The sequence below is a fragment of the Yaniella halotolerans DSM 15476 genome, assembly GCF_000420805.1.
Classification (GTDB): domain Bacteria; phylum Actinomycetota; class Actinomycetes; order Actinomycetales; family Micrococcaceae; genus Yaniella; species Yaniella halotolerans.
The window spans coordinates 1,288,311-1,302,559 of the sequence record NZ_ATVQ01000001.1 but is presented as its reverse complement, the minus strand read 5'-3'; the positions used below and the strand labels follow the sequence as shown (position 1 = coordinate 1,302,559).

Below are 14,249 nucleotides of genomic sequence, written 5' to 3'. Positions count from 1 at the left end.
GCGGCCTCCTTTATCAGCCTTCGATGACGCCGCAACCGATCCGATCGCCTGCATCGCCCGTTGATAATGTGTCATCGTCTGGATTCTCGCCGTCAAGATACCGGTCGGGCACGTTGGCGTAGTTATCGGCGTCGGAGTGGATCATGACCGCGGCACCATCCTGGCCCACAAGTTCCGAAACCTCGAGACGGTTTGTCACAACCGACATTTGTGCGGTGTTGTCTTCATTGACCAGTAGCGCCGGTAGATCGCCAGCGTGGTCTGGATGATCGGCGTCAGCCTCTCCCGCAATATGACCGCCGGCCGATAAGAAATCGCCAGTTTCCGCTGGATCATCTGGTGTTTGGCTATCGGTTTCGCATTCGCCGTTTTCATGAAGATGCAATCCGTAGAACCCTTCATCGAGGTTTTGAACATCGACGACGACCTCCGTGCCGTCATCTGTTTCGTAGAATTCAACCTGCCCAAGGTCATCACCCTGGGGATTCTGTAGTTCAGCCGTAGCGGCCGCCGACTGGTCGGCATCCGAGGGCGACGTCTGCTCAGTCCCGGTATCGCCTTCGACCCCCTCACCCGGATCCTCTTCGCCGCAGCCTGCTAGGGCAAATGCGGCCAGCAGTGTCACCGTGGAGGCGAGACCGAAACGAGAAGTGCGTGATGTATTTTTCATGGAAGACTCCTTTCTGCGCTGCGTCAGGTGCTTGTCGTTAGGCAAACCGTTCCCAAACGCGATGTTTTTTCACGGCCTCAAAGAGTTCCGTCATCAGGTGTGCCGGCTCACCGATAAACACACCGGGTGCTTGCTCATCAATGCCGGCGGCCGTCAGGACCGGACTGTTTGCGGTGAACAGCAGCGACTTAGCATGCCGGTAGGTTTCGGCTGCTAAAAGCACCAGTGGTGGGTCAACCGTGCCTCGTCCTACTGGGTCACCAACTTTGCTGTCGAGTCCGGCTTCGGTGGCGTCCTTTTGCGGTGTGGCCGCCGGCTCGGAAACAAATATGACGGCGTCGTACTCCACCGATCGACCGGTCAAATAGGTTCGCTGCACCGCAGTGCCATCCGACAGTGGTGCTGCGGTGGGTGCAATGATCACCGGCACCATACTGTGTTCGGCAATGATCATGCGAAGTTGGTTGATGTGTTCGGCATCCGCCGAAGCGTTGTCCCCGATGGCGATCCCGATCAGTCTGCCGTCTAGCGGCCAGGTATTACCAACCTGAGAGACCGCCGGGCTGGTGAGACCGTTATTGGACGGCGTGATGTCTGTTTCGTCCTCGGTCGGCACGTCTAACCCCAGTAGGTCGCCGACCTTGGTCGCCAAATCGCGGTCAATATTCGCCAGCTGATTTACTTGGCGTTGCCTGACCGTGGTTTCATAGCACTTGCCCAGTTCGAATGCGTAGCCCTGCGCGGTGTGTTCCTGTTCGACCGGGGTGAGGCTGCGGTAGAACATGGTTGCTTGCGAGAAGTGATCGTCAAAGGACTGCGAATGTCTACGCACCATATTGGCGGCTGCCAGCTTCTGCGGGATATCAATGAGCGCTTGCTTCTGTTCCTCGCTGCCCGGTCGATCAGCACCGGCGAAGAATGGGCATCCGCAGTCCAAGGAGTTCGGTTTATACGGGGCTACACCCTCGTGAACGGCGTGCTGGTGGAAGCCGTCGCGCAGCATGTCATCGGTTTCGGTATGTGGTCTGTTGATCGGTATCTGGGCGAAATTCGGGCCGCCCAAACGTGTCAGCTGTGTGTCGACGTAGGAAAACATTCTGGCCTGCAGCAGCGGATCATTGGTGACATCAATGCCTGGTACCAGGTGCCCTGGGTGAAAGGCGACCTGCTCAGTTTCAGCGAAATAGTTGCTCGGATTCTCGTTCAGGGTCAGCAATCCAAGTGGCTGGACTTCGGCCAACTCCTCCGGGACAAACTTGGTGGGGTCCAGCAGGTCAATGCCTTCGAACATCTCGTCCTCGGTGTCCGGAAAAACCTGTACCCCGAGTTCCCACTGCGGATAAGCGCCCGATTCGATGGCGTCGGCGAGATCACGACGATGGAAATCCGGATCAACCCCGTTGACCATTTGTGCTTCCTCCCAGGTCAGCGAATGCACACCGAGACGCGGTTTCCAATGAAACTTCACCAGAACCGTTTCGTCGTCAGCATTGATGAGGCGGAACGTATTGACACCGAACCCCTCCATCATACGAAAGGACCTGGGTATACCACGGTCGGACATCTGCCACATCGCGTGGGCTTGCCCCTCGGTGTGTAGCGAAACGAAATCCCAGAAGGTGTCGTGTGCCGATTGTGCCTGCGGTATCTCCCGGTCCGGGTGGGGTTTGGCCGCGTGTACGATGTCGGGAAATTTTATCCCGTCCTGGATGAAAAACACCGGAATGTTGTTCCCGACCAAATCGAAGGTACCTTCATCGGTGTAGAACTTCGTGGCAAAACCGCGAGTATCTCGCACGGCATCGGCTGAACCCCGCGAACCGACAACAGTGGAGAACCGGGTGAACACCGGGGTGGTCTGCTGTTCGGTCAAAAAACGTGCTCGAGTAATCTTTCCGGCGACTCCATAGGATTCGAAAATGCCGTGTGCGGCGGCCCCACGGGCATGCACAACGCGCTCGGGAATCCGTTCATGGTCAAAGTGCGTGATTTTCTCGCGCAGGTGGTGATCCTGCAACAGGGTTGGACCGCGTTCCCCGGCTTTGAGCGAATGGTGGGTGTCCCGGACCCGTGCACCCTGTGAAGTCGTCAGGTAGGTATCTGCCTGCGCCCGTGGATTGGCATCCGTTTGGTCACCGACTTGCTGGCCGGTCGCGGATCGCGCTGCAGGAGCACTCTGGTCAGCTTTGGCCGGGGTTGTCCCCTGGTGTGGTGGTTGTTGCTGTTCTTCGGGATCCTGTAGATCTGGATCGACCGAACTTGGCTTTCCTGGAGTATTGATGTCGGCCATGTTCTTCACGTGCCTTCAGCGACGTTCGTTACGGTTGCAGCACAACCTTGATGCAGTTGTCCTCTTTTTGCTGGAACATCCGATACGCTTCTGGGGCCTGTTCCAGCGGTAACCGGTGAGTGACCAGGTCGGTTACTCCGAGTGGATCCGCGGTATCTTCGACGTACGGGATAAGTTCTTGATCCCAATGACGGACATTGCACTGCCCCGCGGTGATCGTCAGCTGTTTATCGAAAATTGTTAACATTGGAATCGGTGTCGCGGTGCCGCCGTACACACCGCTGAGCGAAACGGTACCGCCTCGTCCAGCAAGATCGAGCGCCGAGTTCAACGCTGCGGTCCGATCGATTCCGACGTTTTCCAAGGCTTTCTGTCCGAGTGCATCAGGCAGGTGAGCGGTGGCCTTCTGTAGCGCCGCGGCAACGTGATTTCCGTGAGCTTCCATCCCCACTGCGTCAACCACTCCATCGGCTCCACGGCCACGCGTACGTTCGTTGACCAATTCCAAGGCTTCGTCGTGTTCGGCAGCAACGGTAACGCCGTGGCGTGCTGCCATATCGCGCCGTTCCGGCACGGGTTCCAATGCAACGACGTCGTAGCCGAGCTGCACACCAATCCGGGCTGCGAACTGGCCGACGGGTCCAAGCCCCAGCACGGCCAGCACGCTATCGTCGGGCATATGTGCGTATTGCACCGCTTGCCAGGCGGTGGGCAAAATGTCGGAGAGGAAAAGGTAGTGCTCATCGCAGAGCTCCGTGCCGACTTTGATGGGGCCGTAGTCCGCGTGGGGTACACGCAAGTATTCGGCCTGACCGCCCGGCAGCTGGCCGTAGAGTTTTGAATACCCAAAGAGCGTGGCGCCGGTGCCATATTCGGTGACCTGTGTGGTTTCGCACTGGGATTGCAGTCCTCGGCGGCAGTAGTGGCAGGTGCCGCACGAAACGTTGAACGGTATGACCACGCGGTCGCCCGGTTGTAAGTTGGTAACTGCCGATCCCGTCTCTTCGACAATGCCGATCGGTTCGTGGCCGATAATATCGCCGGCGGTCATATACGGGGTCAGCACTTCATACAGGTGCAAATCCGAGCCACAAATCGCGGTCGACGTGACGCGAATGATCGCATCGGTTGGATAGTGGATTATTGGGTCTGGGACATCTGCAACGCGGATGTCCCGTCGTCCTTGCCAGGTTACTGCTCGCATGCTTCACCCTTGATCTCTTTGGGGTCGAACTCCGTGGAATTCGCTGGTGACGCGTGGCCTGTCTTGGCTATGTGGACGAGTCTAGGCACCAGCGATGCAGCCTGTCTATGGCGGCTCGTCAGGACATTTGAAAAAAATATCCAGCGCCGAAACGTGGATTCCCGCACAATATTCCGTAGGCTGGTTCAATAGTTCTATCTCTCAACGTTCAATGTTTGGTTGTGCATGACCGCGTTATCCCAGCAGCGTCTCTTCACACGCGATTACCTCCTCGGCTTCGTCATCCTCATCGGGGCTTACATCGTGTTCATCGCGTTGATGACGTTTATGGCCCTGTATGCTGCCGACCGATTTAGCGCCAACGATACGGCTGCCGGATTCGCGGCAAGCTCGTTCGTCGTCGGTGCCGGCCTCGTGCGTCTGGTGATCGGAAAGTATCTGGACTTCATCGGCCGAAAACGCACCCTCGTGCTTGCGCTGACGGTGTTCGTGTTGTGCTCGGTGCTCTATCCGTTCGCAAACCACTTTGGTCTGTTGATTGTCATACGATTAGTACAGGGCACTGCATTTGGTGTCATTTCGACGGCGGTCACATCAGCGATCCTGGACATCATTCCTACGAGTCGCCGCAGCGAGGGCCTGGGATTTTTCTCGCTTGCAGCAACCCTCGGTACAGCCATCGGACCTTTTGCCGCCGTGCGCATTGCCCAGGTCGCATCTGATCAGTGGGTGTTTACTTTCACCGCAATCTGTGCGGCCATCTCGTTGCTTGCCGTGCTGCCGATGCGCATCCAGGAGCACGCTCCCACGGCTGAAGAATACGCTGAGCGGTGGCGGATCCGGGGGTCAGATCTCCTCGATGCCAGGGCGCTTCCCGTCGCCGTCGTCGCGTTTATTAGTGCCATCGGCTATTCGCTGATCATGACGTTCTTATCGCCCTATCTCGTCGCGCGCGGCCAGGCCGAGGCCGCCTCAATCTTTTTCATGGTTTTTGCCCTGGCGATGCTGGGAGTTCGGCTGTTTGCCGGTCGCGTGCAAGACCGCTACGGTGAGAACGCGGTGGTCCCCGCCGGACTTATCTCGCTGGCGCTAGCGCTGCTGACCATCGGATTGGCGGACAGTCTGTGGCTCATTGTGCTCGCAGCAGTCTTCGGCGGCATCGGTCAGGGTGTTGCGGTGCCAGGTTTGCAGGCGGTTGGTATCAACCGCACGAGTCCCAACCGCATTCCGATTGCGACGTCGACGCACTATTTGGCCCTGGATACCGGAATCGCTATTGGCCCCGTGGCGTTGGGCTTTATGGTCCCGCTGGCAGGCTATCCCGGCTTGTACTTTGTTGGAACAGGCGTTGTGCTGGCCGGTGTAATCGTCTACTGGCTCGCCCACGGCCGACACGCTAGGTATTCAGCCCGCGGGCACCGACCTGCCACGTCTTCGTGATGCGCTCGCCGTTCGTCACATACACTTCATCGACGAGATTCACTGCCACGCACACGTGATTAGGAATGAGCTGCAACCGGGTACCGATATCGGGGAGTTCATCACTATCCCAGCTGATGGTCCCGTGGTGTTCGGACAGCGCAGTGATCCGGGCGTCAGGATGGCCTAGCACTCGGCCATGGCCTGTCGCCCACGGGGCACGGTCGGCCGCCAAGATCTTTGAACCGGCGTCGACAATAATGCGTGCTGGAACACCGTCCTGCGCCTCGTGTCGAGAGACGACGGTGGTCACCACGGTGAGCGCAATGTCTTCGACATCGATACGGCCCAACTCATACTGCTGTGCATCACCGAAAACATAGACTCCCGGACGAATTTCACCGGCACCATCCGCAGCGGTCGCCTTGGCAGTCGGTGACGACCCTCCGGATAGCACGGGCACATCGAACCCGGCCTCATGCAAATACCGCTCCGCAGTTTTCAACGTCCTGGCCTCATCTGCGGCCGCTGTGGTCTGCTCCCCCGGTGCATAACTGTGACCGGGGAACGTGAACAGACCGCGCAGCACCATGTTGCGATCGCGAATGGCTTCGGCGATGGGAACGACGTGTTCCGGCAAGACACCCGATCGGTTGTGCCCCGAGTTCAGTTCGATCATGAGTTCAACACCGGGATGTTGTCTGGTCACATCGGCCAGCTGGTGCACGGCTGCCACAGAATCAGTGCCCACGGCAAGCACTGCCTCGGTCGCCAATCGACTCAGCGATTCGGCATCGTTAGCGGTAGCCCAGAGTGGATATGACAGGAACAGGTCAGTGATGCCGTGTTCGAAAAAGTAAAGCGCTTCGCCCACGGTCGCGACGGCTAATCCCTGAGATCCAGCAGCGAGTTGTTTATGGCCAATAGCCGCAATTTTATGTGTCTTGGCGTGTGGGCGAAGGGCCAGGTTGTGGTCGGCTGCAAAGGTGGCCATGGCCGCAATATTGGCGTCCACTATCGGTTCGTCCACCACGATGGCGGGAGTATGCGGTACCTGATCCATGACGCTCCCTCTCCGTTGCAGGTTCGTTTTAGCGGTCGTCGGTTTCGGTAGCGGATTCGTTGCCGGTGGCTTGTTCGGCCTGTTCGGCTTCGGCACGTTCGCGGCGCATGCGTTCACGTGCACGAGCGACGGCGGCGCGGTGCAGCTCCTCGGAGGAGCGGTTCATGCCCGATCCCTCAGATATATGGTCGGGGTTTTCGCGACCGGTGAGCTGCAATAGGGCCACGACGACGAGGGTAGCGGCAAAGCCGACTCCGAAAGCGATGAGTCCGATATCGAGGCGCAACGGGTGCTCAGGATTATTGAGGCCACCGGTGCCCACAACGGTGGCCACCACGAAGGCGATGATGCCAACGACGGAGGAAAAGACCAGCGGAACCTTTACGCCGCCTTGGAATCCGCCGCGTGGTTTTTTAGGTGAATCTGCCATGGTGTATTCCGGGTACCGGAGTCGCTCCTTAGGAAAGTCTTGATCGGGCCCAGTCTAGTCGTTGTTTTACACCACGTAGAACTCTGGACAGAACTGACGGCTGTGAGCGAAATTCTGCGCAGAAAACTCGTGGTTGTCCCTTGTTGCTCCCATATATGCCGACGTAAAACTGAGGTAGCGACATTGCTGCCAAATGTTTTGCTCCAGGTGCGGAGGTCGTCATGCGTGACGAAAGGGAGTCAGCACTGGCAGCATCGTGGCGCAAGCGCCCGGACGCTTTAGCCCTCACTGCTGGACGTCGTGCCTCGGCCATGCCGGGGGCCCGATTTCCGCGCAGCATTGGCACATTTCCAACCGCCGATGAACTCGTACAGCATCTCGAAGAATTCGCCTCCCACCACCACATCCGGGTGCGCACCGACTTCGCCGTCAAGCGCGTCGACCGCGACGGTGATGTGTGGTCGGAGCGGGGACGACGGGCGTAGAGATTGCCAGTGAGCTCGCGGTGGCCGCACGCAGTGTCCGCATGGCGGTACGAACCCCACCGAACCTCATACCGCGTATTCTCGGGGTATTGCCTGGTCTGAAGCTGATACTGAAGCTCCCCGACCGCATCGGCGATGCTCAAATGCGGTTCTTGCGGCGAATATTCATCCGCGGCCTCACAGCGGTCGAGAGTTTCACGGAGGAGAACGTCCAGCTGGTGGACGGTACGTCCTTGAAAGTAGATGCCGTGATTGCTGCCACTGGGTTCCAACCGGGGCTGGAGAACCTCGTCCGTCAGCTTGCGTTCTGTGGTGCGGCAGCACGCCGGGTGGTAAAAGAAATTACGGCTGACGAACACCCGCTGGCAGCCTAGGCCTCGGGCGGGACGTAGCCTTCTTCTTTCACAGCTTTTCGGGTATCCAGCCAGTACCCGATACCGGAAATTCCAACCAAAATAGCGACAACCAAAGCATAGGTGCCGGTGATGCCGAAGATCCGATGGTAATCCAGGTTCTGGACGAACACCAAGATTCCGGACACCGCGATTCCAGCAATACCGGCAATCAGGTGGTCACGTGCCGGTCCAAACACTTTGTGCCACGCAAAGGCCCACAGTTCAGCGATACCGGAGAGTCCCAGAGCCGCGGCAATGACAATCCAGGTAACGGTCGGAGACACCCCACCGAGTTGGACGCCCACCAGCGTGAGGGCGGCAAGCATCCAGAGGGCGGCCATCAGTGACAACGGCGTGCGCATAGCTTCGGGCACCGGATCGCGACGGAGGTATTCCCACATCGCGGATCCTGAAAACAGGAAGAAGATTGCGCTGCCGTAGTTCACGACTGCGTCGGAGGGCGTTTGGATGAAGAAGGTTGCGATACCAAACAGTGCGGCCACGCCGGCACGAATCAGAACGGGCCGGAAGATGACGGCGGTGGTGTCGAGGTCTATTTTTTGGCTCATGTCGGTTCCTATTCTAGTCATGCTGCGCCCACTCGAATCCACGTGTCACGGCGAATACGCAACCAGAGGCCCAGCGCTCGCGCCGCGAGGTAGACTCCGGCGAATCCGACCCACACCCAGGCCACGGCCCCAATGTGGGTTGTTTGATTGGCCAGTACGGTTAGGCCTGCCAGCGCGGGCAGATAGACGATGATATTGGCGATACCCACCAGTCCCAAATATTTGGCATCGCCGGCACCCATCAGGATGCCATCGAGCACGAAGACGTAGCCCGATAATGGTTGTGACACCGCCAGGACGATGAGCCCGGCGGTGGTCGCGGCGACAACACTGGGATCGGTGGTGAAAATATGGGGCAGCCAGAACGCTCCAATCCCCAATAAGATACCCGTCAGCACACCGAAGCCAACGGACCAACGGATCATCATTTTGGTCAAGGCGCGCACCGCGGCAACATTGGAAGCACCCAGCTCTTTACCAATAAGCGCCTGGGCGGCAATCGCCAGGGCGTCCAACGCAAACGCCATGGTCGAATAGACGTTGAACACGATTTGGTGTGCTGCCAGGACTTCGGTACCCAGTGACGTCGCGGTCAAAACGGTGGCCAGCACGGCGACACGCAGTGAAGCCGAGCGGACCAGGAGCCAAGAGCCCACCTGTGCGGTAGCGCGCAGACCCGCCGTCTTTGGTCTGAGTCCCACGCCGTGGTGTCGCATGCGCGGTAACAGGATGACCGCATAGGTAGCGAACATCAACCACTGAATAACCGAAGTACCAATCGCGGAGCCGGTGACCCCCAAGTGCAGCACGTAGATCAGCACGTAATTGGCCACAATGTTGACGCCGAATCCCACACCGGCAACGATCAGCGGGGTGGTGGCATCTTGGAGTCCGCGCAGCACGCCGGTTGCGGCTAAAACGGCGAGCATGGCGGGTAGCCCGATCATCGAGTACTGCATATAGGCGATCGCGTGAGGTGCGGCGTCGTCGGTGGCCACATGTTCCAGCAGCGGTGCGGCATACCAGCCGATCACACCGATGACGGCGCCCAGCCCCAACCCCAACCAGATGCCATCGCGGCCGCGGGCCAGGGCATTGCCGAGCTGACCGGCGCCGAGGAATCGCGCAACGGCGGGGGTGGTCGAGTAGGCCAGGAAGATCAGCAGGCCCGTGACCGTTTGAACGATCGCAGCAGCCAGCCCAACTCCCGCGAGCTCTGCAGCCCCGAGTCGACCGATCATCGCCGTATCTGCCAGCAAAAACAATGGCTCGGCAATCAGCGCGCCGAAAGCCGGGACCGCCAGCGACAGAATCTGGCGGGTCATCGATGAGGTAGACATGGTGGCTCTAGAAGGTCACCAGTGCCGTTTCCATCGTGGTCACATGCAGCAGCACCACGGAAACCACGTTATTGAAGGCGTGCGAGAGCCAGGCGTAGGCGAAGGATTTCTTGGAAATCAGGTACACCGCGGTGAAGGCGAGCGCCATCGAAACATAGGGCAATACCGAGGCAATCGACATATTCGGGTCGCCGATGAAGTGCAACAGAGTAAACGCGATGATCGAGACCGGCGCCGTGACCCAAACCGGGATCCAACGGGAGAGTTTACCGATCAGCAGGTGACGGAAAATGTACTCTTCGACGAATGGTCCGAGCAGCCCCATCACGACAATCGAGATGATCAGTGACGATTCACCCGCAGCCTGCTCGACTGCTTCCTGGTTCGCCGAGACATCGGGATCTTGTCCGGAAAGCATCAATAGCGCCGAGGTCAGCATCAGGGTCGCCAGCCAGATGACCGGTAGGAGCAAGACTTTGACCCACCACCAGCTCGCGAACCAGCGGAAGGACTGTACAAATGGTCGCCACGATACCAACAGCATGACGATCCCGGTGATGCCGTAGAGCACCACGTTGGAATACATCAAGAACCAGCCCGGCATCGGATTCTGGTTCAGGACCTCTTCGAAGGAGATGGGCTCGTGGCCATACGCTTGGGCTCCAAACTCGGTCACGCCCGGGATGGAGAAGACCAGCAGCATGGCGCCGAGGACAAACCCGCCAATGTAAACGATCAGCGCAAACAGATCGCCCCAGTGAAATTTTCCGGGGTTCGAGGCGGTTTTATCGGCGGCGTGCGAGGCTCTGTCGCGCCGTTGCGATTGTGGTTGCGGCCAACCACTGTTGGGGTACTGGCCTGGCCATCCTGTCGGGTAGCTACTCACCGGCCTCCTTCAAGGTTGTGCTGGGTTTGGGCGGTGTATAAGTCATGGTACATTCCACCGGCTGCCACCAGTTGCGCATGTGTCCCCTGTTCGACCACATCGCCGTGATCCATGACCACAATCACATCGGCAGCGCGGATGGTCGACAGGCGGTGTGCGATAACAAATGAGGTGCGCCCCTGTTGTAGTTTCGCCAGGGCCTCCTGAATCAACGCTTCGGTTCTGGTATCAACCGACGACGTCGCCTCGTCCAAAATCAGCAGGCGCGGGTCAGAGAGGAATGCCCGGGCGATCGTCAGCAACTGGCGCTCACCCGCCGAAATCGCATCGGCGTCCAGACTGATTTCGGTGTCGTAACCCTCCGGGAGCTGGTTGATGAAGTGATCAGCGCGCGCAGCCTGTGCCGCAGCGATGATCTGCTCGTCCGTAGCATCGGGGCGGCTGTAAGCAATGTTGTGTTTGATCGAACCCGAGAACAACACGGCGTCCTGCAACACCATGCCGATCGGTTTGCGCAGCTGTGCCCGCGAGACCGTCGAAATGTCTGTGCCGTCGAGCAGGATGGCTCCGGCATCGACGTCGTAAAACCGCATCAGCAAGTTCACCAGGGTCGTTTTGCCCGCGCCGGTGGGGCCGACAATGGCCACCAGCTGACCGGGTTCAACCCGCAGATTGAGGTTGGTGATCAGTGGCGTCTCGCCGTAGCCAAACGCCACGTTCTGGAATTCGACGGCGCCGACAACCTGGTCTAGTTCCCCGTCAGTATCGTCTTCGTCTTCGGCATCGAGGAATTCGAAGACCCGCTCGGCCGAGGCCACCGCGGAGATGATCATATTGGCCAGACCCGCCAGTTGTCCCAGGGGCTGATTAAATTCTCGCGAGTACTGGATGAATGCGGTGACCGAGCCCAGCGGCAGCCGACCGGCCGCCACCTGCAGCGCACCTACCACGGCGATGCCCACGTAGCCGAGATACGTCACCCACTGCATAATCGGGTGGATCATGCCCGAAATGAACTGCGCCTTATAGCTGGCCTGGTACACGGCGTCATTGCGGGCGGCGAACTCTTCGTTCATCGCCTCCTGGCGGTTGAACAGCGTGACGACCTCGTGGCCGGTGAATGCTTCTTCAACGTGGCCGTTAAGTTTGCCCGTATTGGCCCACTGCGCCGAGAAGAGTTTCTGGGCTCGCTTGCCGATAATGCCCACAACGAGAGCAGCAATCGGTACTGCAATCAACGCGATCAACGCCAACCGCCACGAGATCGCAAACATCATGATGGTGATACCGATGATTGTCAACAGTCCGTTGAGCAGCGACGACACGGTTTGTTGCAGTGCGTTTTGAATATTGTCGACGTCGTTGGTGGTGCGTGACAGCAAATCGCCGCGCTGTGTGCCATCGAACCAGTTACTCGGCACCCGGTGAATTTTGCGTTCGACGTCCTGACGCAGCAGGTAGGTAATGCGCACACCAATAATGATCAGAATGCGCCCCTGCAACCACATCAGGGCCATCGCGACGACGTACATGGCGAGCACACGCGCGATGAGTTCGCCCAGGCGAGCGAAATCGATACCGTCGGTGTGGAAGAGCACGTTGACGGCCTCACCAAGGATCAACGGCGCCCACACCTGCAGCACCACCGAGACGACAGTTACCACGACGGCCGTCATTAGCTGGAGTTTATACGGTGCAAAAACCTTCAGCAGGCGCAGCGCTGACGGCCAGAAAGCATTGGCCTTGCGGCCGGGATCAGTGGTTTCAGACATGGCCCACCTGCGATGCAACGATTTGTTGGTACACGGTGCTGGTTTCGCTCAGGTAATCGTGTGTGCCGGCGTCGACGATGCGGCCGTGTTCCATGACCAGAATGTGGTCGGCGTCTTGGATGGTGGCCACACGTTGCGCCACAATCAGAATGGTTGCGTGGCTCAGCTGTTCGGCCAGGGCATCACGTAGGGCTGCATCCGTGGTGGCATCCAGCGCTGAAAACGAGTCGTCAAATACGTAGATCTTCGGGGCGGCGGCAAGGGTGCGACCGATCGCCAACCGTTGACGTTGCCCGCCCGAAACATCGGTACCGCCCTGGGCAATCGTCGATTCCAGTCCGGTGGCGCCGTTGGTTTCTCGTGCGATCACAAAATCGCGGGCCTGCGCGGTTTCCAGTGCGTGCCACACGTCGTCGTTTGAGGCGTTTGGAGCGCCGAAGCGTACGTTCGAGGCCACGGTCCCCGAGAACAGGTAAGCCTTTTGGGGCACCATACCCACGACCTTGGACAGGGCGGCGCGGCTGTATTCGGCGACCGGGACGTCGTCGATCAACACCTGGCCCGCACTGGTATCGATCAGCCGCGGAATGAGGTTCAACAGCGTGGTTTTGCCCGACCCCGTGGACCCGATAATCCCGATGGTCTGTCCGGGCGCTGCGGTGAACGAAATATCCTCGAGCACCGGTTCGTCGGCACCGGGATACGAAAAACTGACGTTCTTAAACTCGAGGTGACCTGCCACGTCGTCGGCCTCGCGGGTGCCCTCGGTGAGTTCGGGTTCGGTCGCTAGCACTTCGTTGATGCGTTTGGCCGCAACCATCGCTCGCGGGATCATGAGGAAAATCATGGTGGCCATCATGACGGCCATCAGAATTTGCAACAGGTACTGCATGAACGCCGTCAGCGAGCCGACTTCGACCAGTCCATCGGCTACTCGCATTCCACCGAACCACAGGACCGCTGCCGTGGCGATGTGCAGCACCAACGAGATGAGTGGAAACAGCAGCACAAAAATCTTGCCGACGCCCACCGCCAAATCGGCCAGATGCTGGTTGGCCTTGGTGAAGCGCTTGGCTTCGTAGTCTTCGCGCACAAACGCCCGGACCACACGCATTCCCGTAATTTGCTCGCGCAGGGTATGGTTCACGTCGTCAATGGCTTCCTGCATCTGCCGGAACAGCGGCATCATCTTGAGCCCAGCACCGACCATAATGACGACGATCACCGGCACCGCAGCCCAGACGAGCCAGCTGAGTCCGGCATCTTCGCGCAACGCCATGACCACTCCGCCGGCCGCCATGATCGGCGCCATGACCAGCATGCTCAGCGACATGAGCGTGACCATTTGCAACTGCTGCACATCGTTGGTGGCGCGGGTGATGAGCGTTGCCGGGCCAAACTGCGACATTTGGTACGACGAGAACCCAGAAACCCGCCGGAAGATTGCGGCACGCAGATCATGTCCGATAGACATAGCCGATCGGGCAGCGAACCATACCGAGGCGATCGCGGCGGCGAGTTGCGCAAACGCCACGGCCAGCATGATGCCACCCAGGTTCCAAATTACCCCGGTGTCTCCGGTGGCAATACCGTCGTCAATGATTTGGGCGTTTAGTGCGGGTAAAAACAGGATAGCACCGACTGTGAGCAGTTGCAGCGCGATCACGGCCAGGATGTGGCCAAGATAGGGGCGGCCGAAGCGCGCCAGGAGTTTGAGCAAGTTGGG

Annotated in this window: 13 protein-coding genes; 3 read left to right on the top strand and 10 right to left on the bottom strand. The window is 59.0% G+C overall.

The features are described 5' to 3' along the window. Window positions 1–13 precede the first annotated feature (13 nt). The 3 genes from G583_RS0106280 to G583_RS0106270 are packed head-to-tail and all read right to left on the bottom strand — an operon-like array spanning window position 14 to window position 4,164. The gene (locus G583_RS0106280; protein ID WP_022870338.1) at window positions 14–670 is read right to left on the bottom strand and encodes a superoxide dismutase family protein; all 657 of its coding nucleotides are present in this window, start codon (window positions 668–670) and stop codon (window positions 14–16) included. Window positions 671–707: 37 nt separating this feature from the next. Further along, window positions 708–2,960, bottom strand: a complete 2,253-nt coding sequence (locus tag G583_RS0106275; RefSeq protein WP_022870337.1) for a catalase — start codon at window positions 2,958–2,960, stop codon at window positions 708–710. A gap of 28 nt (window positions 2,961–2,988) precedes the next feature. Beyond that, window positions 2,989–4,164, bottom strand: coding sequence for an alcohol dehydrogenase catalytic domain-containing protein (locus G583_RS0106270; RefSeq protein ID WP_022870336.1), 1,176 nt, complete (start codon window positions 4,162–4,164; stop codon window positions 2,989–2,991). A 225-nt stretch (window positions 4,165–4,389) separates the two neighbouring features. On the opposite strand from G583_RS0106270, the gene G583_RS0106265 reads away from it, so the two are divergent. Beyond that, entirely contained in the window at window positions 4,390–5,604 is a 1,215-nt protein-coding gene (locus G583_RS0106265; RefSeq protein ID WP_022870335.1) for an MFS transporter, read from the top strand. Here the strand turns inward: G583_RS0106265 and G583_RS0106260 are convergent. Next, window positions 5,561–6,646: an alanine racemase gene (locus tag G583_RS0106260; RefSeq protein WP_022870334.1), complete on the bottom strand. Its 1,086-nt coding sequence runs from the start codon at window positions 6,644–6,646 to the stop codon at window positions 5,561–5,563. The two genes, G583_RS0106265 and G583_RS0106260, sit on opposite strands and share 44 nt — an antisense overlap. 28 nt (window positions 6,647–6,674) lie before the next feature. Then, window positions 6,675–7,076, bottom strand: coding sequence for a hypothetical protein (locus G583_RS0106255; protein ID WP_022870333.1), 402 nt, complete (start codon window positions 7,074–7,076; stop codon window positions 6,675–6,677). Window positions 7,077–7,297: 221 nt separating this feature from the next. On the opposite strand from G583_RS0106255, the gene G583_RS0106250 reads away from it, so the two are divergent. Then, on the top strand, window positions 7,298–7,561 hold the full coding sequence (locus G583_RS0106250; protein ID WP_022870332.1) for a hypothetical protein: 264 nt from the start codon (window positions 7,298–7,300) through the stop codon (window positions 7,559–7,561). Window positions 7,562–7,581: 20 nt separating this feature from the next. Next, window positions 7,582–7,935, top strand: coding sequence for an NAD(P)/FAD-dependent oxidoreductase (locus tag G583_RS0106245; protein WP_245540580.1), 354 nt, complete (start codon window positions 7,582–7,584; stop codon window positions 7,933–7,935). Here the strand turns inward: G583_RS0106245 and G583_RS14720 are convergent. The 5 genes from G583_RS14720 to G583_RS0106220 are packed head-to-tail and all read right to left on the bottom strand — an operon-like array spanning window position 7,932 to window position 14,243. After that, a complete protein-coding gene (locus tag G583_RS14720) occupies window positions 7,932–8,525 on the bottom strand; it encodes a hypothetical protein (protein ID WP_022870330.1) in 594 nt (197 codons plus the stop codon). The two genes, G583_RS0106245 and G583_RS14720, sit on opposite strands and share 4 nt — an antisense overlap. Window positions 8,526–8,542: 17 nt before the next feature. Then, window positions 8,543–9,865 (bottom strand): MATE family efflux transporter, encoded by a 1,323-nt coding sequence (locus G583_RS0106235; protein ID WP_022870329.1) that lies wholly within the window; start codon window positions 9,863–9,865, stop codon window positions 8,543–8,545. 7 nt (window positions 9,866–9,872) lie between these two features. Further along, on the bottom strand, window positions 9,873–10,751 hold the full coding sequence (locus G583_RS0106230; protein WP_022870328.1) for a CPBP family intramembrane glutamic endopeptidase: 879 nt from the start codon (window positions 10,749–10,751) through the stop codon (window positions 9,873–9,875). After that, entirely contained in the window at window positions 10,748–12,523 is a 1,776-nt protein-coding gene (locus G583_RS14715) for an ABC transporter ATP-binding protein (protein ID WP_022870327.1), read from the bottom strand. The genes G583_RS0106230 and G583_RS14715 overlap by 4 nt, the downstream gene beginning before the upstream one ends. Next, a complete protein-coding gene (locus tag G583_RS0106220; RefSeq protein WP_022870326.1) occupies window positions 12,516–14,243 on the bottom strand; it encodes an ABC transporter ATP-binding protein in 1,728 nt (575 codons plus the stop codon). Before G583_RS0106220 ends, G583_RS14715 begins: the two co-directional genes overlap by 8 nt. Window positions 14,244–14,249: the final 6 nt, after the last annotated feature.